The organism is Arcicella rosea (genome assembly GCF_014204325.1).
Taxonomy (GTDB): Bacteria; Bacteroidota; Bacteroidia; order Cytophagales; family Spirosomataceae; genus Arcicella; species Arcicella rosea_A.
This window is the reverse complement of the sequence record NZ_JACHKT010000017.1, coordinates 26,350-49,645: the sequence shown is the minus strand read 5'-3', so window position 1 is coordinate 49,645 and position 23,296 is coordinate 26,350. Positions and strand designations below refer to the sequence as shown.

Genomic DNA, 23,296 nt, shown 5'->3' with positions numbered 1-23,296 from the left:
CACTGGCAACAGCAATGTCAAATTTCAAAAGTTTTAAAATTAATTTTGATGAAAAATAAATTAATATCGATCCTTGTCAAAATAGTACTTCCTATTGTAGTGGTGTATTATTTAGTTCGTTATTTATTTGCGAACAAAAAAGAAGTAAGTTCTGATGGAAATGCCAATGTTGCCACAGGGAATATTAGCAAAGAAGAAGACTCTTCAAACGCAAATAACAATAAGCAAATTACATTGCCTATTCTTTTTGACGATGTAGCAACGCCATTCAAATTACCTTCGTTCAGAAATTTAGCCCGAACACTAGCACCACAAACGGGCAATTTAGACATTGCCCATTTCGGAACAGTAAATGCTCGCTATTACGAGGATGAAACTGGTTACCCAAGACCAGTATGGGGAGTATATTGGGATTTGGAACAGTATCCATTTGGTGCTAAGAAACCTTGGGAATGTGGATTTAGTGGGTCAACAAATTTAGACACTGCTAACGATGGCGTAGAATATATTAATACTCCAGAGCAAGCATTAACCTACCCAACTTTCACAAGTGCAATTCCTTTTCAGTACAGAACACATAGTCAGTATGGAGCAGGGGCAGTAGAACCTTGGTTAACAGGCTCTGACGAAGAAATGTTTGAGTTGGGTCGTGGAATAGGGCAATCAAATCAATTTGGTGGTGGTGATAACATCCTTGATTTGACAAAAAGACAAATCATTGTTGCGGATATAGAAAGTGGAGCAGAGAATGGCTCACGCAAACATAGACTTTTTTCATTCGGTGTGCTGAGTAGAACTTTTGGTTACTTCAGTAGTATGTATTCTGGCTTATTTTTAGAACTTGGTTACACTGAAGACCAAGCCACTCATCAAAAAAAATACTACAACTATCCAGATTCAAATGGGAATTATTCTGATTTAGTTAATATAAATGAAGATTGGAGACCTGAAACAACCACAACATTAGCCAGTAAGGATTTAATTGGACTTAGACTAACAGATTATAAGAGAGCCATTCCTTGCAATGAACAATCTTTTTATTTTGAAGAAGTAGCTCCGCAAGGAAGTCAATACGTACTTAACGAAGCAGGTGATTATATCCTTGTCAATAAGTTTGGCCCTAACAAAACGGTTAGACACCCAATGAGCTTATTGGTCACAGCACTTCAATGGCAATCGTACTATTGTTACTACAAACTAGGCAAACACAGAAATATGTTTATGCCAAAAATGGTTTGTGACCGTGGTAATTTGGGTAAAAATCAGTTCTCACGTAGTTCAACAGGGGCATTAATTGCTGATACCCTTGCTAGTCATACGAATCAAAACGTTGGAAGAAAATACGCATTTCAATTCATGATAGCATTATTCATGAACGACGTTGATGGCTGGATGTGGGACAGGGCAGTTGAACTTAACTTAGGAGGAATTGATACTTACGGGGGTGCAACTGCTGCGGTAGAAATGTTAGAGTCTGTTGGGGCAATTGAGCATTACAGGTCGTTAGTGCCTGAGTTTTGGTTTACTGAATACAGTCTTGACAACGGAGTAACTTGGAAAAAAAGTTATGCCATTGACTGGGATTCTAGTACTACAGATGTACTGGGTGTATTAATCAAAAAATCTGGTTCAAAAGTACTATTAACAGCGTTTAGACCAGAAGGTGTAGAGCCTCTCTCATTTATTGCCAGAACTCAAGTAGGATACAGAATGAAATATTTCTCTGTAGGCATCAACGACTGGGAATCTGTACAATATGCAGACAAAGACAAAGACCTAGATGAAATTCCAAATGCAAATAAGTCTATTTATTGCCAAATGTTTGATGTTGAATAACATGAAAAAGTATCTTTTAATTTCGATTTTATTTTTGTTCCAATTCAGTTGCGTGACTGAGAAAAAAGCTCGGTCACGTGCTATTGAATTTTATCGGGAACATCCTGCTGAGTTGGCACAAACCTGTGCGGATAAATTTCCCATTGGTACACAATACATCAAAGGGTTCACAATAGTCAAGAAAGACACTACCATTAATAGGGCTATCTTTTTGAATTGTCCTGAAACAATCAATCCTGAAACAAAGACTTCTTATGTACCTCAAGTAAAGTGTCCAGAGTTGCAGACAATTTATATTGAAACAATAAGGGTGGATACCTTTAAAAAGGACAATCCCGCTCGTGTTGAACAATATCGATTAGAAAAAGAAGATGTTGAGAAAAAGTATGCAGTTATAGAAGCTGATTTGAAGGCTACAAAGAATGAATCTCAACAGCGTTTATATCTCATCATTATTTTATCTGCCTTGGTTGGGTTGTCTATCTATTTAAGAATAAAAAAATAACATGGATTTAGTCGTAAAACGATTTTTAAAAACAAGCAAAAGTACCATTGGCAAACTCTATGTCGATGGTACTTTTGAATGTTATACCCTTGAAGATACTGACAGAAATTTAAGTAGCTTCATGAGCCTTGAGCAAATCAAGGAAATCAAAATTTATGGAAATACCGCTATTCCCAGAGGTAAATATGCGTTGGCAGTCCAGCAATCACCATCAAACGGAAAAAGGTACTTCTATCTTCAAAATGTTAAAGGCTATACCGGCGTAAGAATTGAATGGGGCAATACACAGATGGATACTTTAGGCTGTATTTTGGTTGGAACTACCTACACTACCGATAAAGTAAATAACTCTGTTGTAGCGTACAATGCCCTTGTTAAGAAAATGAATGCTACTAAAGGGCATACCATCACTATCATGGACGAGAAAAGTGTATCTAACAGCTTTTGGGTCATATTGGTAGGCATTCTACTTGTTGTCACTTATTTTTTCAGAGAAAAAGTGATTAATTTTTTTAAAAAGCTCCTTAAAAAATAGATGGATAATTACTTTAAAAAGCCAACAAAAACCGACTACATCAAAAAGCCTGTAGCAATCCATACAGAGGATACTTTTTATAATATTTGTAAAAAGTACATTCCTGCTTCATTAAAGCAAACAAAATCATTGTCCGAATATTTTAAAAATCAGAAAAACTCCTACTTAACTTCCAAGAAAATATTTGGTTTTGTAAAAACGTATATCACATATCGTATAGACCAAAAAGGCTTTGAAGAGATACGTTTTCCAAACCAACTTTGGAAAGATAAGGTAGGAGATTGTGAGGATTTTACTATTTTCTGTTCTTCTATTCTATGTAATTTACGTATCAGCCATACTATCAGAATGGCTGACTATGGAAAAGGTTGGCAGCACATCTACATTAAAGTTGGTAATACAGTGTTAGACCCTGTTCAGGATATGTTCAATTATGAAGACAAAGGGAAATATCTTGATTATGAGATTAATGCAAATGGCTTGGGGAAATTACCCGTTAGTCTTTATTCTGCTAGAGAAAAGTTTATACTTGAGCTTTGGAATGCCTTTCAAAAAGATGGTGTAGTTTATAAGAAGGATATTGAAACTAATACGATTCCAACTGATAACGTTGAAAGTCTGGTTGATTATCTGAAAGATAAACTTGGTGTAAAAGCTATTTATTTACCACAAGAAGAGAAACAGGTTACAACAGCAGGTAAGACTAATACAGTTAAGTTTACAGAAAGAATTAGGGTAGAATTACAAAATACAACCATAACATTTGACCCTGAAACAATATCTCGCTTAGTAGCTAAAATTGCTGGGAATGAAGCTTTAAAACCCTTGAAGAAGGTAAATACTCAGGCTGGTATTCATCCAGATAACACAGAGTTGATGAGTATTTTCAAGGACTTTGTGTCAAAGTATGATGGAATAAGAAGTAAAGCATTTTCGACAATAAATTTCTCTGAAAATGGTGTTGCTTCTACTAATCTCTACTCAATACTTCATCTTAAAACAGAAACGAATGTTATTGGAAATTACTACCCTTCTGGAGAAGCTTTGGAAGAAGACCTACCCTTTCCAGACTATTTTAGGATTTTAGAAAAAAATAGTGACCATTCCATCACCATAACAACTAATCTTTCAGAACTAGAGAAGTTGATTCAGACTGCCCATAAATTTTCAGATTATGGCGATAAGTCATCCAAGCCAATAATTCTAAGGTCAACGCTTAACTCATACGAATTTGAAGCTACATCAGAAAAGATAACAGAGGTCAAGGGTAAAGTAATTGTTGATGACTTTAGTGCAAGATTGATTTCAAAAACTTCATTTGATTCATTTTTTGTAATTATTGAGAGCAATATAATTGTCAAGCTATTAAGAGTACTAAATAAATTGAAGGTTAGTAACATCAAGATAAGCGTTTCAGCAAATAGAGACGAAATACGACCTATCTTAATAAAATGTGACACAAAATTTGGTGAGTTAACCTATTTACTTCAGCCATTGAGTCGAATTGATAATTCTAAAAAGTCAATTATCAAGCGTGAAAATAATTTCAGAAAAATACTAATCCCTTATCGATACGAGCTACAAGCAATATGAAAAATTGGAAAGAATATCTTTTATCCTTCAGTGATATACTATCTCGTTTTTCCACTATTCAACACGAGAACTACATTGATAGTATAACCTACAAGCTAAACACTGGGGAAAAGTTGAATAAAATTTCGCTAGAGAAAGAAGCAAAAAAGTACGGTATCACTAATGTCCGTGAAGTTAAAGAACAAACTGAATATGCTTTAGTGGGCATTTACCGTAAGATGGCCCATGATAAAACCAAAACTATTGAAGAACGTTTCTATTCAATTGTTGAATTTTACAAGCGTCAAGTTAATCTTTCTTTATGTACAAGTACTTCTGTTTTATTGCAGCAATATAGTACAGCTGCACCAATTGCCTACCTCATGGGCATTTATTGTGGAATCAATAAACCCCATAAAAGTAGTCTGTATTTTGAGCCTTCCGCCGGCAATGGATTATTAACAATAGCGGGTTATCCAGAAAACTTTGAAGTAAACGAACTTGATGATATTAGAATTGTCAATCTTCAAAGAGATAATTATATCAAAATAACAAAAAGAGACTCTTCTAATCAGGATTTTTTCAGAGACAAAATCAAAAAGTTTGATGCAGTAATAACCAATCCTCCATTTGGGGCTTTGGAGAAATATGAATATCAAGATTTTGGAGCTTATACCATTAAAGACCTCGACCATGTAATGTCAATTTTGGCATTATCAACCATGAAAGATTCTGGTAAATCTGCAATCATTATTGGTGGCCACACTAATTATGATGAAGTTGGTAGAATTCAGGCAGGTAAAAACCGTATTTTTCTTAATTACCTATATAGTCATTACAACGTTCAAGATGTCATCAATATCAATGGTGATTTATATTCAAGAATGGGAACTTCTTTCAACATCAGATTAATCCTAATTGATGGGCGAAAAAATGAAGTAAGTGGTTATGCTCCACTTCAAAACAAAATAGAATCTAATCAAATAAATACTTTTCAAGAACTCTATCAAAGAATCTTTCAATGAAAAAATCAATTTTGTTCAACGGTTTAGGAGTACCATACACTCCATTGAGTCATTCAAAATCCTTACAAGTTGACACCCCAGATTCAATGGGTGGAGAAACAACCAAAGCCTTAAAAAATCTTAAATCAACCATTGGTGACGTTGATGAGTTTTTGTGTAAAAAGTTACAGTACCCTAGCAAAAGTAGTTTATATACTGCTTTCGCTGCCGAACAAATTGATGCAATTGCATTAGCCATCTTTAATATCGAATACCGAAATCAAGGCTTGATAATCGGTGACCAAACAGGCGTAGGAAAGGGACGAGTTGCAGCGGGTTTAATTCGTTATGCCATTGCTCAAGGAATCATGCCAATTTTCATTACTGAAAAGCCAAATTTATTTTCAGACATCTATCGGGATTTAATTGACATTGGTTTAGAAGACGCCACGCAACCCTTAAAAATTAAGCAAAACGAAACCAAAAAGCTTATAAAATACAAACCCTACTCAAGGCTATCCGAAGAGGAAAAAGAAGAGTATGGAAGTGAGACCGATTATAAATTATTCCAGGAACAAAACCCTTATGAAACGATTGGTGGATATAAAGTAAACATGAACAGAGACCTTACTAAAGGCAGTCATGTAATCCCCTATATCTTAAATGCACGAGCTAGTGCTTCAGATGTAAAGGATACAGAAGGTAATATCTTGTATCAAGCAGCTGACCCTATTTTACAAAAACAGGTACTCGAAAAAATGAAACTACCTGCTGGTTATGACTTTGTCATGCTAACGTATTCACAAATACAAAATGGAAATTCGGTCGTAGCGGGAGCATTACAACTATCACCCAAAGCAACATTTCTAAAAAAACTAGCAGAGAATAATTTAGTGATTTTAGATGAATCGCATAACGCTTCAGGGGATAGTATCCGTGGGATGGCTTTGCAAATCGTTTTAAAAAATGCTTTTGTAGCTTTTTTATCAGCGACCTTTGCCAAGCGACCAGACAATATGCCGATTTACGCTTCTAAAACTGAGATTTCAGAAGCCAATTTAACCTCATCGGAGCTTTCAGAAGCAATTCTAAAAGGTGGAGTAGCCCTACAGGAAATAGTATCCTCGCAACTCGTAAGTCAAGGTCAGATGATTCGACGAGAACGAAGTTTTGAAGGCATTGAGGTCAATTACATTACTTTGGAGGAAAACGGGGGCAATGAAGTAAAAGTCAAAGATAAGTTTGAGAAAATGTATCAAGACTTTTACTGTACTGCTGAGAACTCCAAGGCAGATAAAAAGAAATCCGATGCAGTAACCGAAGTGATTCGAGCGATCATTGATTTTCAGGAAACTTATATTATGCCTGAAGTAAGAGAACTTAATATAGTAGCCTCAATAAGGCAAGCAGAAGTAGAAATTAGACGAGGAACAAAAGGAGCTGGTGTTGACAGTACGCCTTACTTTTCAAAGCTGTTTAATGTTTTCAATCAATTGCTATTTGCCATCAAAGCTGAGGCGGTAGCCGATAGAGCCATCATGAGACTAAAACAGGGAAAGAAACCCGTGATAGCATTCTCATCAACGATGGGCAGTTTTATTGAATCGATTGTCAATGAATCAGGCGGAGAGGATTTTGAGGAAAATAGTTTAATCAATGCAGACTTTACAACAGTACTCTTGAAAGGCTTAAAAGGCGTATTAAGATTTACTGTTATTCAGCCAAACGGAGAGCGTGAATATAGAATGTTTGACATTAATAAATTTTCAGAAGAAGCTATTGCGACATACAAGTTTATTGAAAACATGATTAAGACCACCTCGTCAGGTGTTGTATTATCACCAATCGATTTGGTGAAGATGCGTATTGAAAACGCAGGATACAAGGTGGCTGAGGTAACAGGAAGAAAACTAGCCGTTGAATTGGAGCAAAAGACACTCTCTAATTCAGAAGCAGCTAAATTAATGCGAACTGGAGGAGATAATTATAACAATGGGTTAACAGTCATACCTGACCTCGTTAAAAAATTTATGCCGGGCTTTCAACAAAAGATAGTTAGTAGTTCAGATGAGTTTATTGAAATTGTGAAGCATCTTGAAATGCAAATTAAATCTGTTCCCAAAATAGGTCATTATTCAGCAGCTTTTAGAAAGGCAAAAGATAAAGTAAGGTGGATAAATGCAAAAGAAGTGGTAGTGGCTCATCTACATTATTTTTATGCTGGCTCAGATTGGTACATTGCTGAATTTGATGGTAAAGATAGATTGTATGGATTTGCAGTACTCAATGGAGACTTTGAAAATGCAGAATTTGGATACGTTTCTTTAAAGGAACTTACATCAACAGTTACAAACAATCGTTATGGTGGAATTGAATTAGATTTTCATTGGACACCTCAAACTATCCGAAAAGCACTAGATGAACCAGATAGAGGATTAGGGAAACGAAAAAGCAAAAGAGGACTAGGGAAGGTTGAAGCCCCAACCTTACGTTGGGTAGGTAGAATTGTCAAGCGACCTAAAGAAAATGCGACGGATGCTTTTAGAAAATTTAACGATAATGAAGTCGACGTATTAATGATTAATCAAAGCGGTTCGACAGGTGCTTCAGCTCATGCCATACCAACCAAGAAAGTACCAGCAAGCCAAGTAAAACAACGTGTGATGATTGTATTACAGTCAGAGTTAGACATTAATACAGAGGTTCAAAAATTGGGAAGAATAAAAAGGACTGGTGAAATCTTGAAGCCTATCTATGATTATGTGACGAGTTCAATTCCAGCCGAAAAGCGATTAATGATGATGCTTCAAAAGAAGCTAAAATCACTTGATGCCAATACCGCAAGTAATCAAAGAAACTCAGAATCCATCCTAAAGTCAGCCGACTTCCTCAATAAATATGGAGATGAGGTAGTAGCACAGTATTTAGAAGAAAATAAAACGATTAACACAAGAATTGGTTCTCCATTAAATAAAATTGACACTGATAAAGCTGTACCTGAAAATGCAGCTCAGAAAGTTACTGGTAGAATTGCCTTGTTGAAATGTGCTGACCAAGATAAATTCTATAATGAAGTACTAGATTTATACAGAACAGCTATCGAAATAAAGCTTGAATCGGGAGATTATGACTTAGAAGTGCAAGTAGTCGATTTACAAGCGAATACAATTGACAAAAAAGTACTAGTTCAAGGGAAAGGAGGTAAATCACCATTCAGCACATCAACTTTTGTAGAAAGATGTGATGTACGGGAAATCAAAAAGCCTTATGCCGTAGATGAGCTTGAGAAAATAATCAAAAGAGAACTAGGTGATAATAATCCAGAAAGTTATGCAGAAACGTTAGCAGCTGTTTGCAAAACAAAACTACTTCAAATCAAAGACCAACGGGTAAAGGACATTCAGGAACAGTATAGAGAAAGAAGAGAAAGACTACCCAATAGAAAGGACATTAAAAAAATAGAAGATTCAGTGATTAAAGCTTCAGCGATTCAAGATGCTTTAAATGTACTGAATACCGAAGAGCAAAAGGATATTGATACTGAAACTAATAACATCCAAAAGCAAATCAATTACTTTACGGATAATATTTTCATGTTTTTTAAAATAGGAATGGTTATCCAACTTCCTGATATTGAATCAGCTCCATACCAAGGAAATACACTTGGTATTTTTACTGGCTTTCAAATCAACGAAAAGAAAGATAATCCGTTTACACCTGGTAACATCAAATTAAAGTTTGCGATTGCTTCAGGGAAAAGAAGTAGGACATACAATCTTTCTGGAGAAGGATTAAAATGGGTCAATGGGATAAAATCAATTTCAAGAAGTCCTTCATTCGTCAACATCAACAATTCGTTTGAAAAATGGAAAGAAGCATCCAAACAGAATTACTCGGAAAGGACTACACGCTATATTTTGACAGGGAACTTATTGCAAGCTTTTGGTAGTCCGTTGATTGCTGAGTACAAATTAAAGTTGATTGAATACACGACCATTACTGGCGAAATAAGGAAAGGTATTTTGATGCCTGAGTACTATGATGCTGGCAAAAATAGTAATGGTAGTTCAGAAAGTTCGGTAGCTATTCCAATCGGAAATTCCTTGAAGGTAATTAGAGGTGTTTACAGAAATACCATTTTAACGACCAGTATTGGCATGACCATTCAAAAGATGTCGGATTACTATTTGTTCCTTTTGCCTATCAAAAGTAAAATGAGTGAAATCTATTTAGATGCTTCGCTGAGGAATCTTGTCATAGACAAAGAATTTATCAAGCAAGGTAGTGCATTTAAGGCAAAGGTTGTTGATAGCAATCTTCCTAAATTCTTAGAAATTCTTCAAAATAATTATAGCCTATCCTTGGTAGTAACCGAGCGAAATTTAAAAATGACTGGGTATGAATTTGATGATAGCAGTTCAACCGAAAGCAACGATTCTAAAAAGCCATTGCCAAGGAAAACCTCTTTTAGAAATGAATTATTATCGTATAAATTGAAACTAAATCAACTATAAAATCATCAATTGTAATTAGCCCTTCATTTCACTTTGAAGGGCTTTTTGTTTTTTATGGGTAGTAAAGTTGAATACAGTCTAATTGAGTTCAGTCAAATAGATAATAAAATTTAGCCTATAAAAAATTCTCTAAAATTTGAAAATGGATACTTCTTTCGAGCGAAATAAAAGCCAAGATGAATGGCTAACACCACCTTATGTTATTGAAGCTTTGGGCAGTTTTGACCTGGATCCATGTAGCCCTATTAAACGACCTTGGGATACGGCTAAAAACCATTTTACGAAAAAACAAGATGGTTTGTCTCAAGTTTGGAAAGGACGAGTTTGGTGTAATCCTCCTTATGGAACAGAAACTTCAAAATGGCTAGGAAAGTGTTCCAAACATAAAAATGCCATAGCATTAACATTTGCCAGGACTGAGACAAAAATGTTTTTTGAGCAGGTATGGAGTAAAGCGGATGCGGTATTCTTTATCAAAGGAAGGCTACGTTTTTATACTTTAAAGGGAATCGAAGGCGATAGTGCTGGTTCACCATCTGTTTTAATTGCTTATGGTAAACGAAATGCAAAGATTCTTCAAAATTGCGATTTACAAGGGAAATTTATTCAATTAAAATAGCCAATAATGATTTCACAAAGTAATTACATTCAACAATCATCAAATATCCCGTTCAACGCTTTACCACCAGTTTTAAAGGATTTTGATAAGGTCTATCGTTCAAACTTCAAAGAAGCCAACGACGACCCATCCCTTACATTTGTCATTTCGCTTTACTACCAAAAGCTAAATGAGTATGTAGCTAAAACTCAGGTTCAAGCACCAAAGGCTGAAAATTCGGCAGCAAAACAGAAATACAAATACCGTCTTAGATTGCAGTTGCAAGAAGAGGCAAGAATGGCATTAAAATAAATCCCAATCAATGAAAGCAAACATAGAATTTATTAAAAAATTTGATACCACAACGTTGGCAAAACTTGATAAGGTATCTCAAGAGAATTATCAACTTCTTAAAGAAGATACTGAAAACTTTACCGACTTTTCAATTTTTGATGTTGCGCCAGATGCAGCAGCCACTTTGGAATCATGGGTTAAAACAGTAAAGGCAACAATCAAAGAGGTAGAAAAACCTGTTGCTGTTTCGCCAAAATCAAAAGCTTCAAGACCATCAGTTCAAAAAGCTCAAAAACCTGCAAAGCAAGAAACTAAATCCGATGAATCAAAACCTACAGAAGTCATCAAGACAAAAGCACCAAAGCAATCTCAATCAGAAAAGAATGAAATCTTAAAGGAGCAGCTTCGTGAAGAGAACAAAGAGCTTATTTCCAAACTAAGAATAAACTCAAAATTCAAGAATAAGCTATCAAAAGAATTGTCAAAATTCCTTCAAGTAAATCAGATGGGGTTAGGAGCTAAATCAGATGATGATGAACTTACTAAGCTAAAAGGTCAAAATAAATTCTACAAAAATCTTTTGGCAGGAGATAAAGCAGATTTTAAGGCAATTGCTAAACGTGTAGGTTATAGTTATACCATATCAAAGCCAAGAGCAAAAAAAGGTTTGTCTGGTGTTAAGAAAACAAAGTCTTTTAAAGATAAAATTGTTGATTTTTTCAGCTTCTAAAAACTATGGAAAGCATCGCTTTTGAACCTGATTTATTTAAAACCATTACTTTCTTACAAGGTAGAATTGTTTCTCAACAAGCTACCTTGTTTGAGTATTTGATGGCTGTTACACTATTGACCGAACACAAATATGTTACCTCAGAAGCTTTGTCTATAGAAGTATCCACACGAGGTGAACTTGGAGCAATAAACCACTATTTGAATATCGCAATTTTAAAAACAAAACTTAACAACAATCAGAACTAATGGGCAGCATCCTTAACATTTTCAATATCCGTGCAACTTACAATAAGTGGAAATCAAAGCAATTGGTGTATAGTGGGCCAAAATGCCAAATCGTCATTGAAAACTTAGAAATTAAAGGAATAACCTACAATCAGCAAGACCCTCCAAGTCCTGATGAAATCAAAAATATTTTGAATCGGGCTGTTCGTGAAATGACTACTCAGGTTACTGCTGAGTTTGGATTTTAAATTTATAAAATAACGTAAAAACTATTGTTGTTTAATGAAATAGCCCGTGGGAAAATCCCTCGGGCTATTTTAATTTATAGTTCTACACCTATTATTGTAAAACTAGTGAACTTTTCAGGAAACGCAAAAAAATGAGTGATTTTTTTGTGATTTTTTACTGGTTCATTGGCAAATATTTTTTCGTTTTTGATTATAAATCAGGTATTTATACGCTAAAGAATCTGATTTATTAAGAATATTTTTGTTTATTAATATGAAAATTTTCTTATGAAAGTGTCTTTATGTAAGTGACAGATTATATGTTTTCATTTGAGTAGAAAAGACATTAAAAAATTTCAAATCCCTCTTGATTCGTATTTTGTATAGTTATATGGCGGTAATATTTAAAGAAATGAGTGGTATGAAATAAAAAAACTAAATCAAATGAAAATGTTAAAACAAATTACTATTTCAATTATTGCCTTTTCCTTGGCACTTGGATTTTTTACTTGGTAGGAACAAACGAGCTCAGAAAGTAATATAAAGACCAATACTATTGGAGCAGAAGGCATTATAGTGACAATTGAAGATGTTGACTATCAAAAAATGGAATTGGACAACAGTTGGAATAATGTAACTAAAGATTTAGTCGTAGTGGAACTTGGGACATTGGTAGATTCTACCAATAAATTTCAAAAGCAATTGCCCCCAGTAATGTTTAACGAGTAGAAGGCGTTGCTTCCATTAACTAGAAGGGACTTGATATAATAAATATGGCTTATGTATTAATCATTAGAAATATTGCAATTTTCAACTTCGATTATCAGCTTACGGAGCTCTAATTCACAAACAACCCTAAACCTTTTTCGTTAGCCGTTATTTATAAGAGCGCTCCAATCTTCACAGACGCATGAAAATAGTTTAAATTTCTTAATAAGTAATATAATAAATAAACAACTCTTCATTTTATGATATATAGCTTAGACAAATCAAAAGTTATCGACATTTCAGGGCAATACAAGTACAATAAGAGTACAATCCAAAATGTAAATAGTAACCAAGAAAAAGCCAAAAGTAAAATTTCCGAATATAAACTAGGAGGAATTTTTGATGGACATAATTATGAAGATTTATTTTCATTTTCTGGTTCAATAAAAATCACGAGTTTAAATTCTCTAAACTATCCAAGTTCGGAATTTATTAAACAAAAAGTCGGTAGATATTTTCTAAAAAAATGCAAGTTTGGCGAGGAATACTATTTGAGAGGGCCTCGATATGTAATAGCCTTAGACCCACACTATTCAGTTATTCAAAAATTAGATATTCTTATTGAGGACATAAATGATTCGCTTGAATTTTTGAAAAAGTACAATGTAAATACCAACCAATTTTATAGTATTTCGGTTGTTTTGGATTATTTAAAGAACTCGTTAGTAACTCTTTTCAACTCATTAATCCACCAAGAAAAATTAGGTAATTATAATTTAAGTAACAAAAACTATCAATTAACACGTAGTAAACTACTGGAGGCATTACAACTTTCAGTATTTGCATTCTATCTTTCATTGTGCGATAAACTTAATCAAAAAATTTTAATAGAATTAGTTTCAAGCATTACCCCTAATTTATTGGAATCGGTTTCAAATAAAATAAAATCTGATTTTGAAAGTTTTGTTTTTTCTTCAAAATCTTTGACAAGACCAGAAGCAAGTCACCCATTAATATTATTTAGCTATGCTATTAATATTTGTAGTAAATATGGAAAAATTGATTTTGTTTTTGGGTTACCATCAGGTTCTACAGAAATAAGTTGTTTGATAAATCAGGTAAGCAAAAACTTCTTTAATAATCCAGAAATTAGACTACTCTTAATTCCTGTGTCAATTCATTCTATCAAGGACATTGGGGAAGTTCAGGAAAAAAGTAAACAGCATATTAACCTTAACCGTATTTTCCCGACTTTTATTTGTGCAAAATCAAAATGTATTGGACTTGTAGTAGATGATAATTCTGCATCTGGTAGGACTATCGAAAAAATGTCGACTTTAGTTAAAAATCATTTTATAGGGTTAAAAGTCATTTGCACCGTTGTAGAAGCTGATTTAAGGCGAATAGCAATGAATTTAAAATTAAACGATGAAAAAAAACCAATAAGCCACCCTTCTCTTTTTAAATATTCGACTGGCATTCTTCCAATCTCCCAAATTATTAGCCCAAAATTTGATTTAAAGGAGTTGCAAGAAAGAAGATTACTATACCAATATTATAAAAATAAAACATCTCAAACTTTAGCAGAAAAAATTGTCTTAGAAGTTATTGCGGATTCAATTGAAAATAGAATTGAAGATACTTATTTTTCCTATGATGATTCAAATTCAATAAAACTTTTTAAACACACATTCCTCTCTAATTTTTACAGTGTTGATTTTTTTTATAGAGGAAGAAAATATTCTTCTGTAGAACAAGCGTATTTGAGGTTAAAATTTAATGACAAAGTACTGAATGAATTAAGTAACTCACAAAAAGCGGACTTAAATGAAATACTTAAAATAAAAGGAATTGGAGACATAAAAAAGGATTTTGTAACCGCATTTTATGACTTTAATTTACCTGCTGGAGTGCTAAAACGGTGGTCGAATAAACTTAAAGAATGGGGTATTGGTGATATAGACTGGGATAGTAAAAGACTCTATATTATGACAGAGTTATTGATATTAAAATTCTCAAACCCGATTTTACTAGCTAAATTATTAGAAACTAAAGACAAATATTTGATAGAAGGAAATGAATGGAATGACACATTTTGGGGAGTTTGTAATAATAGAGGTAGAAATTATTTAGGTAGAATATTAATGAATATTCGAGAGCGAATTTTAAATGGTCAGTTATTAAACAACAGCTAACAAGGGTATTGTAAAAAGTTTGGATAGGGTTTGGTAGAATCATCAGCAACTAAAGCCCAATTTCAGTCCAAGCAGGACAACCAACTTTGAAAATCAAATCTTAACATCAACAGAACGCTTTTAAATCAATATCCTTACTGGTCATACGGAATACTCATGACAAACCTTCTGAGATACTTGTTCGTTACCTGTCATGCTAATGCGTCACATATCTTTGAATTGCGAGAAATGGCAAAACAATTAGAAATAGAAATAAAAAATGTAATAGATAATGCCAAAGAAGAAATTGAAAAAATGATTATAGGTTAAGTCAACCGTTTTGTTATTGAAACGACTTAGAGCTAAACTTACCAAATTATATCTCATTTTCTAAACTATTACTTCTAAAGCATTCAAGCCCTTCAATTGATGGGCTTTTCTATTTTATGGTATTTGAATCAATGCAATTACGAATACTTTTTTTATTTAAAAGTGCAATTATTTAACATTTGAACAATATTTTTATTTATATCGTTAGCTATTACAATTAAAAATGAATAATATTTGTATTCAAAATGATAAAAAGTAATGAACGATAAAGCTATTGTCCACATGGATTTGGATAGTTTTTTTGTAGGCGTTGAACAATTAAGAGATTCACAATTAGTTGGGAAACCAGTAATTATTGGTGGGCAGTCTGACCGTGGTGTTGTTTCTGCTTGTTCTTATGAGGCTCGTAAGTTTGGCGTTCGCTCTGCAATGCCGATGAAATTAGCACGCCAGCTTTGTCCAGATGCTATCGTTCTTCGTGGTGATTATGATGCTTATTCATCTTATTCAAAAATGGTGACTGACATCATTACTGAAAATGCTCCTGTTGTTGAAAAAGCCAGTATAGATGAGTTTTACTTAGATATGACTGGGATGGAGCGTTTTTTTGGTACGTGGAAATTTGCTACTGAATTACGCCAAAAAGTTATTAAAGAAACGGGACTCAGTATTTCAATGGGGCTATCAATCAACAAGACAGTATCGAAAGTAGCAACTAATGAAATAAAACCTGCTGGTCAACTATTTATAGAGACAGGTAACGAACGTAATTTTTTAGCTCCTTTAACAGTCTCAAAAATTCCTCTAATTGGCAATGTTACTTCACAAACTCTTAGAAATATGGGGGTTACTCATGTAGGAACATTGAGCCAAATGCCTCTCAAATTGCTTGAAAAAACCTTTGGCAAAATTGGTAAAACGCTTTGGGAGCGAGCCAATGGAATAGATTTTAGCCCAGTTATTCCCTTCCATGAACAAAAGGGGATGAGTAAGGAAATGACTTTTCAACAAGATACTACTGATGTTAATCTGCTGAACAATCTTTTTATTAGTATGACCGAACAGCTTTGTTATGACCTTCGCAAAAGTGGTCATTGTACAGGTTGTATTTCTGTGAAAGTTCGATACTCCAATTTTGATACACATACTAAACAACTCAATATTCCCATCACCTCTGCCGACCATGTTTTAATCAAAGCCTCACTCGACCTTTTTCAAAAACTCTACGACCGACGATTGTTAATACGCCTAATTGGAATTCGATTCACGAAACTAGTTAGGGCCTTAGAACAACTTAATTTATTTGATAATAGCACCAAAGTCGTCCCATTATATGATGCGATGGATAGAATTAGAGATAAATACGGTAGTGATGCTATTGGCAGAGCCGTGAGGATAGATAAAAAGAATAAGAGGATTTCATAATGTACTTAAATTGTCATTCATTTTTTAGTTTAAGGTATGGTACAATTTCAATCGAGTTATTGATTGAAACTGCTATTGCCTTGAATGTCAAAACGCTGGCTTTAACTGACATAAATACGACGAGTGGTGCATTTGACTTTGTGAAACTTTGCCAAAAAAATGACATAAAACCTGTTGTGGGAGTTGAATTTCGTAATGATGATGAGCTACTCTATGTTTGTATTGCTAAAAATGTAAATGGCTTTTCTGAAATAAATGCTTTTGCTTCTACTTACAAATTAACCGAAAAGCAATTCCCTAGCAAAACGCCTGAATTTGAAAATGTAATTGTAATGTATCCATTAAGTAGAAAGTCCGAAGTGAGTGCTAATAACTTGATTGGAGTAAGTATCAGTGATGTTTCGCAGCTTTGGAAGTACCAACATGATTTATCAAAATTTGTCCTTTTGCAACCAGTTACCTTTTTGAACAAACAAGGTTTTAATTGCCATCGCTTGCTCCGAGCCATTGATAAAAATTGTCTATTGAGCAAATTACAAAAGACGGCTGAGGCAAAAGAAACAGAGCTGTTTTATAGTCCTGAATTTCTAAAAAGTACTTTAAGTGACTTTCCAACCATCATTCAAAACACAAATGCTATTTTAGAGCAGTGTGATTTTGAGTTTGATTTTCATCCGATAAAAAACCGTCAGGTTTTTACAACAAGCAAAGAAGATGATTTACAACTATTAAAAAAAATAGCTTATGATGGAGTAATTTATAGATATGGGAAACATGATAAATTAGCAAGGGAGCGAGTAGAAAAAGAACTGAAAATAATAGCAGAGTTGAACTTTGGAGCTTACTTCTTAATTACTTGGGACATTATCAAGTATGCAAGAAGTAGAGGTTATTTTCATGTTGGTAGAGGCTCAGGAGCAAACTCAATAGTAGCTTATTGTATTGGAATTACCGATGTTGACCCTATAAGCCTTGATTTATATTTTGAGCGTTTTATTAATCCACATCGAACCAGTCCCCCAGATTTCGATGTAGATTTTTCATGGGATGAACGAGATGAAATCATAGATTATGTATTTAAAAGGTATGGTTCTCAATACGTTTGTCTTCTTGCTACTTATGTAACATTTCGGGAACGTTCTGCTTTTAGAGAATTAGGGAAAGTATTTGGATTACCAAAAAGTGAAATTGATGAATTAGCCAATCCACGTTCCCAAATTGATATTAGTAAATTAGGAGAATGGGGACACTTAATCGTTAAGTATGGAAAATTAATAGAGGACTTTCCAAATTATCTATCCATTCATGCAGGAGGAATACTTATTTCCGAAATCCCTCTTTCATATTATACGGCATTAAACCCTATGCCTAAAGGATTCCCTATTTGTGAGTTTGATATGTATGTAGCTGAAGACATAGGCTTTGCAAAGTTTGACGTACTGAGTCAAAGAGGTTTAGGACACATTAAAGAAGCCGTAGATATTGTTTTCAAAAACCAAAGGATTAATGTTGATATTCATGCCATTCAAGCTTTTAAAGATGACCCAAAGATAAAAGCTCAAGTAAAAGCACATGAAACGATGGGTTGTTTTTACATAGAGTCGCCAGCAATGCGTCAACTAATATGGAAGTTGCGTTGTGAAGACTATATAACATTAGTTGCTGCGAGTTCAATTATTCGACCGGGTGTCGCAAGTTCTGGAATGATGAAAGCCTATATTGAACGCCATCACGACCCATCAAAGGCATTTTATATACATCCCAAAATGAAGGATTTACTACAAGAAACTTACGGAGTAATGGTTTATCAGGAAGATGTTATCAAAGTGGCTCATCATTTTGCAGGATTGACATTAGCTGAATCGGATGTATTACGACGAGCAATGTCAGGGAAATATCGTTCAAGAGCGGAGTTCCAAAAGATAGTTGACAAATTTTTCTTGAATTGTAAAGAGTTTGGATATGATGATGTAGCAAAAGAAGTTTGGAGGCAAATTGAAAGCTTTTCGGGCTACTCATTTAGTAAAGCCCATTCAGCAAGCTATGCGGTTGAAAGTTATCAAAGTCTTTATCTTAAAACCTACTTTCCATTAGAATTTATGGTTGCGGTCATTAATAATTTTGGGGGATTTTATCGAACAGAGTTTTATATCCACGAAGCAAGACGTTGTGGAGCAATCATCGAAGCACCTGACATTAATCAAAGTAATTACCTAACACGCATTGAAGGAAATACGATTTGGTTAGGTTGGGTACATATCAAAAGCCTAGAAAAAAAAGTAATAGAATGGATTTTAAAACAACGAGAACAAAGTCTTTTTACAAGTTTCGATGATTTTTGCAGAAAAGTACCAGCAGGTTTAGAACAAATTACATTGCTGATTCGTGTAGGAAGTTTTCGTAATTTAGGCTACCAGAAGAAGGAGCTACTTTGGGAGGCTCATGCCAAACAGAATACAAAGCGAGTATTTACAATTTCTAATGACTTATTTGAATTGGAGGATGTACATTATGAATTTCCAGTACTAAAAAGTAGCAGAATAGAAGATGCTTATGATGAGTTAGAGATTTTGGGCTTTACTTTACAAAACCCTTTTTCACTACTCTATAATCCTCCAAAAGTTTTTTTTAGAGCGAGTGACCTTTCATTGTTTATAGGCAAACAAGTAGCTATTTTAGGCTACTTAGTTACCCTCAAACCTACACGAACAAAGAAAGGAGAAAGGATGTTTTTTGGTTACTTTACTGATATTTTCGGAGAGTTTTTTGATACGGTACACTTTCCAAAGTCTTGCGAGAAATTTCCCTTCAAAGGCTCAGGAATTTATCATATTAAGGGAAAGGTAATGGAGGAATTTTCTCATTGTTCTATTCAGGTTACATGGATGGAAAAATTACCAATACTTGCAGACCCACGAATGGAATAAATATTATATTTACCATTCAAAATAACAATAAGAAGATGTGTTACCATACATTACTTGAGAGCAAGAAAGAGAAGTTAGAATTAGCCTTTAAGGCTGAATTCTATGAAGGTACACAGTATGAGCCAAAAGGTGCAGTTAATGGTTTTGAACATGAAAGAGTACCAATTATTATGAATGATAATCCTGAGCAAATTGCTTTAGTTAGATGGGGATTAATTCCAACATGGGCTACAATGGAGCAAGCAAAGGAAATTCAAAATAAAACACTCAATGCAAGAGCAGAAACAATAATAGAAAAGCCAGCATTTCGTGATTCCCAAAGTAGAAGATGTCTTGTTTTAGTAGATGGATTTTATGAGTGGCAGCATCAAAACAAGAGTAAAGTGAAGCATCTAATCAAACTAAAAGAAGAAGAGAATTTTGCTTTAGGAGGAATTTGGAGTTATTGGAAAAATCCATTGAAAGCAAATAGCTATGTTCGGTCATTTGCCATATTAACCGTTGAAGCGAACCCAATGATGGCTTTGATACATAATACCAAAAAGCGAATGCCATTAATTATTGCAAAAAATGACGCAAATGAATGGCTAAATCCAGAAGCTAAAGATTTAAGTCATTTAATTAAGCCTTTTGATGAAAAGTTAATGGAGGCAAAGGTTGTATTTTAGAAAAAGGAGGTTAGACTCAAGCTAACCTCCTTTTCAATTAATTGCTATTTATCAGTTTTAATAGTATAACCCTTCCCTAAAACTGAAGTTTTGTAATTAACATAAGTAAAAAGAATCAAAGGTATAAAAAACCTTTTGGTTTCATACTTCGGTTGCAATATACCATCCACTTGGTTTTGTTTACAAGTCTGCAAATACACTCTCTCTCTTCTTGTTTCTTCTGATTTTCCACCAAATGGTATAAAAAGAAACCAAACTTTACTGTAAGTTTTGTCAGATTCTACGTTTTTACCTACAATGATGTCCTCTTTTTTGAGATTCTGGATATTGGCAGCTTGGTCGATGGTATTAACTCCCTGACCTACTCTGTTGTGATTCACTGAAGAACATGAAGTAAAAAAGTAAGTAGAAACTAATGTAATGGTAATTAATGTAGCTTTTCTCATTGTGTATTTTTTCTTTAAAATTAATATATCTATTTGAATAAAATTAAGTGAGGTTTGAAATAATTGATGAAATATTGGATGTCTTTAAGCTCTCTAGCTCCTGAGCTTCTAAAAAGGCAGTGAATTTTTTTGATTTATTAATCTCAATAACAACTCTTCTTTCATCAGCTTTACCATACCTAGCTAAATATCTTAAATTCTTAATGCCTAAAAGTACCATGACACCATCAGTACTCCAGCCTCTATCATTCAACAACCAATCGACTAAGGTTTTTCTTCCTGCTTTAACTGAGAGCTTTTCAGTTAGTTCTTCTGTAAAGTTTAGTTCTTCGGCAATCAGTTTGAGATAGCTATTCATTTTAGCATTTGATTTAATTGGTAAATTCTCCCAGCCTTCATATTTATTTAGAATTTGTTCAACTTCTTCAAAATAAGGAACCTTAGCAACAACTTTGGTTTTAATCCTACTTTTGAAAATCCACATTTTACCATCAATACCCATCTTAAAATGTTTCTTTTCAATTTCTTTATTGCGAGCAGTTTTTACAATTTCTACTAAATCAGCAAAGTGAAATCCTGTTCTACAAAATATTACAAATAAATCTGCTACTTCTTGTTTAGCTTTCGTCCTAAATTTGTGATTTTTCAATTTAAGAAATTCTTCATTATTCAAGAAAATGAAATCTTCTGGTTCAGGTTCTATAAATGTAATATCTTCAATTGGGTTGATTTGGCAGCCATCTTCATTTTTTACACCCCAATTGGCAATTTGTTTAACTACTTGGCATCTTTTGTATATAGTTGTTGGGGCAAAACTTAATTCTGAATCCATCCAATTTTTAAATTTCCTAAGCATTGCAGGTGTAAATTCTGAAACTTTTAAAGTGGTTTTTTTCTGATAAATAAAAAATTTCAAAAGGCTATCTCTTACATTTTTATATTTCCTTAATGAGCCAACACTCAATTTCCTATCTTGAGTTTCAGGATTAGAGATAGATTCGAGCCAAATATCTGCGATTTCTATAAATGATTTTTCTGGTTCTTCTTCTTTTTCAGGTTCACCAATTGCGAGAATACACCGTTTTAATTTTTTTACATCAATATTCTCTTCCTTTCTTAGTAATAAATTAAAAGCAAAATAAATGTCAGATTCAATTTTACTCAATTGTTCATTTTTGAATCGTGCTAGTGGGTCATCATTCGTGACTCGTTTTGATTTTAAATCCCAATGTTCACTGTTGATTTTGATGTTTGTCGAACCTACTTCAATCCTTTCAGCATTGTAACTGATTTTAGTGTAGATTTTTGAAAAATTGGAATCCTTGCATTTGTGACGCATAAATAGAATTTCCATACGATGTCCTAAGATTTTTTTTTGAGCATGTAGTGTTATTAATTATAGAGTTATTACTGCTCTTAATAAACCACTAGCCTACAATGTTGAAAGGTAATTAAAGTGCCACCAATAAAAATTTTACTGCCACCCAAAGTGCCACCAAAACAATTATTGTCTAATTGAGTATTTTCTTAAATTTAGAAGGGGATTACAATAATGGACTCTAAATAGTACATCAAACAAAAAATCCTACCAATTTTATTGGTAGGATTCTGTTCCTTACTAAGATTTAGGTAGGATTGTAGAGAGTGAGGGATTCGAACCCCCGGACCTGTTACAGTCAACAGTTTTCAAGACTGCCGCAATCGACCACTCTGCCAACTCTCTTCGTTTTTGATGATGCAAAATTAGTACTTTCTTTCTTTTTGTGCAACTTTTACGCAAAAAAAATATCAAAAAATATTCAATCAAATGTAACTTCTGCTGATTATTAAGGAGTTAAATGCAAAAAAAACTTGTCGCTTTTTTTTGCGTATATGTATTTATAAGGTGCTTAATGGCTTCTTAGGCTTGTTCTGACTAAATTATGCTCTCAATGAAGCCTAGAGAGTTGAAAGGAAAAATGAAAAATCTACTATTATTAAGTGTTGCTATCATCAACGTAGCTTGTAATGACTATGCAGCAGAAGAAACTGTGCATAAGTTTGAAATTATGAAAACCGAAGAAGAATGGAAAAAGCAGTTAACTTCAGAGCAATATCAAATTACTAGAAAGAAAGGGACAGAAAGAGCTTTTTCAGGAAAGTATGTTGATAATCATCAAAGAGGCGTTTATCATTGCGTTTGTTGTAACAATGAACTGTTTAGTTCAAACACAAAATTTGAATCTGGAACTGGTTGGCCATCCTTTTGGAGTCCATTGAGTGACAGTAATGTTTTAGTTACATTAGATAAAAGCGAAGGAATGACAAGAGATGAAGTATTGTGCAAAAAATGTGGAGCGCATCTTGGTCACGTTTTTGATGATGGCCCAGAACCTACTGGTAAACGCTATTGCATTAACGCTACTTCTTTAGTTTTTGTAAAGAAATAATCAAAAAAATATTATCAATTTGATTCATAAGTTAAAATATTAAAAACTGACTTATGAATCAATTTTTAATATTAAAGCTTTCAATTTTCTATCCTGTTTCACTCCTTAATCTAAAACTTTTGTCGTAAATTGTCGCCTATTTTAGTT

General features: G+C 33.7%; 20 protein-coding genes and 1 tRNA gene. 18 read left to right on the top strand and 3 right to left on the bottom strand.

Going from position 1 to position 23,296, the window contains the following annotated elements; translation table 11 throughout:
* Positions 1 to 48: 48 nt before the first annotated feature.
* The 17 genes from HNP25_RS12210 (at position 49) to HNP25_RS12135 (ending at position 20,274) form a co-directional block, all read left to right on the top strand.
* The gene (locus HNP25_RS12210) at positions 49 to 1,836 is read left to right on the top strand and encodes a hypothetical protein (RefSeq protein ID WP_184134496.1); all 1,788 of its coding nucleotides are present in this window, start codon (positions 49 to 51) and stop codon (positions 1,834 to 1,836) included.
* A 1-nt stretch (position 1,837) separates the two neighbouring features.
* Positions 1,838 to 2,341 (top strand): hypothetical protein, encoded by a 504-nt coding sequence (locus HNP25_RS12205; RefSeq protein WP_184134495.1) that lies wholly within the window; start codon positions 1,838 to 1,840, stop codon positions 2,339 to 2,341.
* Between the two features lies 1 nt (position 2,342).
* A complete protein-coding gene (locus tag HNP25_RS12200; RefSeq protein ID WP_184134493.1) occupies positions 2,343 to 2,876 on the top strand; it encodes a DUF5675 family protein in 534 nt (177 codons plus the stop codon).
* Positions 2,877 to 4,469, top strand: coding sequence for a hypothetical protein (locus tag HNP25_RS12195; RefSeq protein WP_184134492.1), 1,593 nt, complete (start codon positions 2,877 to 2,879; stop codon positions 4,467 to 4,469).
* 113 nt (positions 4,470 to 4,582) lie between these two features.
* A complete protein-coding gene (locus HNP25_RS12190; protein WP_221432458.1) occupies positions 4,583 to 5,473 on the top strand; it encodes an N-6 DNA methylase in 891 nt (296 codons plus the stop codon).
* Entirely contained in the window at positions 5,470 to 9,966 is a 4,497-nt protein-coding gene (locus HNP25_RS12185; protein WP_184134488.1) for a strawberry notch-like NTP hydrolase domain-containing protein, read from the top strand. The genes HNP25_RS12190 and HNP25_RS12185 overlap by 4 nt, the downstream gene beginning before the upstream one ends.
* A gap of 142 nt (positions 9,967 to 10,108) precedes the next feature.
* Positions 10,109 to 10,585 carry a DNA N-6-adenine-methyltransferase gene (locus tag HNP25_RS12180; protein ID WP_184134486.1) on the top strand — a complete coding sequence of 159 codons (477 nt, stop codon included), beginning with the start codon at positions 10,109 to 10,111 and terminating at the stop codon, positions 10,583 to 10,585.
* 6 nt (positions 10,586 to 10,591) lie between these two features.
* On the top strand, positions 10,592 to 10,876 hold the full coding sequence (locus tag HNP25_RS12175; protein ID WP_184134485.1) for a hypothetical protein: 285 nt from the start codon (positions 10,592 to 10,594) through the stop codon (positions 10,874 to 10,876).
* A 10-nt stretch (positions 10,877 to 10,886) separates the two neighbouring features.
* Positions 10,887 to 11,588, top strand: coding sequence for a hypothetical protein (locus tag HNP25_RS12170; RefSeq protein ID WP_184134483.1), 702 nt, complete (start codon positions 10,887 to 10,889; stop codon positions 11,586 to 11,588).
* A gap of 5 nt (positions 11,589 to 11,593) precedes the next feature.
* Positions 11,594 to 11,836, top strand: a complete 243-nt coding sequence (locus HNP25_RS12165) for a hypothetical protein (protein WP_184134481.1) — start codon at positions 11,594 to 11,596, stop codon at positions 11,834 to 11,836.
* Positions 11,836 to 12,063 (top strand): hypothetical protein, encoded by a 228-nt coding sequence (locus tag HNP25_RS12160; RefSeq protein WP_184134480.1) that lies wholly within the window; start codon positions 11,836 to 11,838, stop codon positions 12,061 to 12,063. The genes HNP25_RS12165 and HNP25_RS12160 overlap by 1 nt, the downstream gene beginning before the upstream one ends.
* Before the next feature lie 585 nt (positions 12,064 to 12,648).
* The gene (locus HNP25_RS21930; protein ID WP_262887507.1) at positions 12,649 to 12,771 is read left to right on the top strand and encodes a hypothetical protein; all 123 of its coding nucleotides are present in this window, start codon (positions 12,649 to 12,651) and stop codon (positions 12,769 to 12,771) included.
* A 239-nt stretch (positions 12,772 to 13,010) separates the two neighbouring features.
* The gene (locus HNP25_RS12155; RefSeq protein WP_184134478.1) at positions 13,011 to 14,945 is read left to right on the top strand and encodes an NADAR family protein; all 1,935 of its coding nucleotides are present in this window, start codon (positions 13,011 to 13,013) and stop codon (positions 14,943 to 14,945) included.
* A 156-nt stretch (positions 14,946 to 15,101) separates the two neighbouring features.
* Positions 15,102 to 15,254 carry a hypothetical protein gene (locus HNP25_RS12150; RefSeq protein WP_184134477.1) on the top strand — a complete coding sequence of 51 codons (153 nt, stop codon included), beginning with the start codon at positions 15,102 to 15,104 and terminating at the stop codon, positions 15,252 to 15,254.
* Between the two features lie 258 nt (positions 15,255 to 15,512).
* Positions 15,513 to 16,679 carry a DNA polymerase IV gene (gene dinB / locus HNP25_RS12145; protein ID WP_184134475.1) on the top strand — a complete coding sequence of 389 codons (1,167 nt, stop codon included), beginning with the start codon at positions 15,513 to 15,515 and terminating at the stop codon, positions 16,677 to 16,679.
* Entirely contained in the window at positions 16,679 to 19,606 is a 2,928-nt protein-coding gene (locus tag HNP25_RS12140) for a DNA polymerase III subunit alpha (RefSeq protein ID WP_184134473.1), read from the top strand. Before dinB ends, HNP25_RS12140 begins: the two co-directional genes overlap by 1 nt.
* The gene (locus HNP25_RS12135; protein ID WP_184134471.1) at positions 19,561 to 20,274 is read left to right on the top strand and encodes an SOS response-associated peptidase; all 714 of its coding nucleotides are present in this window, start codon (positions 19,561 to 19,563) and stop codon (positions 20,272 to 20,274) included. The genes HNP25_RS12140 and HNP25_RS12135 overlap by 46 nt, the downstream gene beginning before the upstream one ends.
* Before the next feature lie 44 nt (positions 20,275 to 20,318).
* Here HNP25_RS12135 and HNP25_RS12130 read toward each other — a convergent pair whose 3' ends face one another.
* The 3 genes from HNP25_RS12130 to HNP25_RS12120 all read right to left on the bottom strand — a co-directional run bounded on the left by HNP25_RS12130 (position 20,319) and on the right by HNP25_RS12120 (position 22,443).
* Complete coding sequence (locus tag HNP25_RS12130; protein WP_184134470.1) at positions 20,319 to 20,720, bottom strand: hypothetical protein; 402 nt, start codon at positions 20,718 to 20,720, stop codon at positions 20,319 to 20,321.
* 43 nt (positions 20,721 to 20,763) lie between these two features.
* Positions 20,764 to 22,074, bottom strand: a complete 1,311-nt coding sequence (locus tag HNP25_RS12125; protein WP_184134468.1) for a phage integrase SAM-like domain-containing protein — start codon at positions 22,072 to 22,074, stop codon at positions 20,764 to 20,766.
* A 284-nt stretch (positions 22,075 to 22,358) separates the two neighbouring features.
* A tRNA-Ser gene (locus HNP25_RS12120) sits at positions 22,359 to 22,443 on the bottom strand.
* A 208-nt stretch (positions 22,444 to 22,651) separates the two neighbouring features.
* Between HNP25_RS12120 and msrB the strand changes: the two genes are divergently transcribed.
* Positions 22,652 to 23,149: a peptide-methionine (R)-S-oxide reductase MsrB gene (msrB, locus tag HNP25_RS12115; protein ID WP_229202851.1), complete on the top strand. Its 498-nt coding sequence runs from the start codon at positions 22,652 to 22,654 to the stop codon at positions 23,147 to 23,149.
* The last annotated feature ends 147 nt before the right edge of the window (positions 23,150 to 23,296 follow it).

What these genes read in the sequence shown, in the direction of transcription:
- HNP25_RS12210 (WP_184134496.1), top strand. Translation starts at nt 49, where the DNA reads ATGAAAAATAAATTAATATCGATCCTTGTCAAAATAGTACTTCCTATT.
- HNP25_RS12205 (WP_184134495.1), top strand. Translation starts at nt 1,838, where the DNA reads ATGAAAAAGTATCTTTTAATTTCGATTTTATTTTTGTTCCAATTCAGT.
- HNP25_RS12200 (WP_184134493.1), top strand. Translation starts at nt 2,343, where the DNA reads ATGGATTTAGTCGTAAAACGATTTTTAAAAACAAGCAAAAGTACCATT.
- HNP25_RS12195 (WP_184134492.1), top strand. Translation starts at nt 2,877, where the DNA reads ATGGATAATTACTTTAAAAAGCCAACAAAAACCGACTACATCAAAAAG.
- HNP25_RS12185 (WP_184134488.1), top strand. Translation starts at nt 5,470, where the DNA reads ATGAAAAAATCAATTTTGTTCAACGGTTTAGGAGTACCATACACTCCA.
- HNP25_RS12180 (WP_184134486.1), top strand. Translation starts at nt 10,109, where the DNA reads ATGGATACTTCTTTCGAGCGAAATAAAAGCCAAGATGAATGGCTAACA.
- HNP25_RS12175 (WP_184134485.1), top strand. Translation starts at nt 10,592, where the DNA reads ATGATTTCACAAAGTAATTACATTCAACAATCATCAAATATCCCGTTC.
- HNP25_RS12170 (WP_184134483.1), top strand. Translation starts at nt 10,887, where the DNA reads ATGAAAGCAAACATAGAATTTATTAAAAAATTTGATACCACAACGTTG.
- HNP25_RS12165 (WP_184134481.1), top strand. Translation starts at nt 11,594, where the DNA reads ATGGAAAGCATCGCTTTTGAACCTGATTTATTTAAAACCATTACTTTC.
- HNP25_RS12160 (WP_184134480.1), top strand. Translation starts at nt 11,836, where the DNA reads ATGGGCAGCATCCTTAACATTTTCAATATCCGTGCAACTTACAATAAG.
- HNP25_RS21930 (WP_262887507.1), top strand. Translation starts at nt 12,649, where the DNA reads ATGGAATTGGACAACAGTTGGAATAATGTAACTAAAGATTTAGTCGTA.
- HNP25_RS12155 (WP_184134478.1), top strand. Translation starts at nt 13,011, where the DNA reads ATGATATATAGCTTAGACAAATCAAAAGTTATCGACATTTCAGGGCAA.
- HNP25_RS12150 (WP_184134477.1), top strand. Translation starts at nt 15,102, where the DNA reads ATGACAAACCTTCTGAGATACTTGTTCGTTACCTGTCATGCTAATGCG.
- dinB (WP_184134475.1), top strand. Translation starts at nt 15,513, where the DNA reads ATGAACGATAAAGCTATTGTCCACATGGATTTGGATAGTTTTTTTGTA.
- HNP25_RS12140 (WP_184134473.1), top strand. Translation starts at nt 16,679, where the DNA reads ATGTACTTAAATTGTCATTCATTTTTTAGTTTAAGGTATGGTACAATT.
- HNP25_RS12135 (WP_184134471.1), top strand. Translation starts at nt 19,561, where the DNA reads ATGGATGGAAAAATTACCAATACTTGCAGACCCACGAATGGAATAAAT.
- HNP25_RS12130 (WP_184134470.1), bottom strand. Translation starts at nt 20,720, where the DNA reads ATGAGAAAAGCTACATTAATTACCATTACATTAGTTTCTACTTACTTT.
- HNP25_RS12125 (WP_184134468.1), bottom strand. Translation starts at nt 22,074, where the DNA reads ATGGAAATTCTATTTATGCGTCACAAATGCAAGGATTCCAATTTTTCA.
- msrB (WP_229202851.1), top strand. Translation starts at nt 22,652, where the DNA reads ATGAAGCCTAGAGAGTTGAAAGGAAAAATGAAAAATCTACTATTATTA.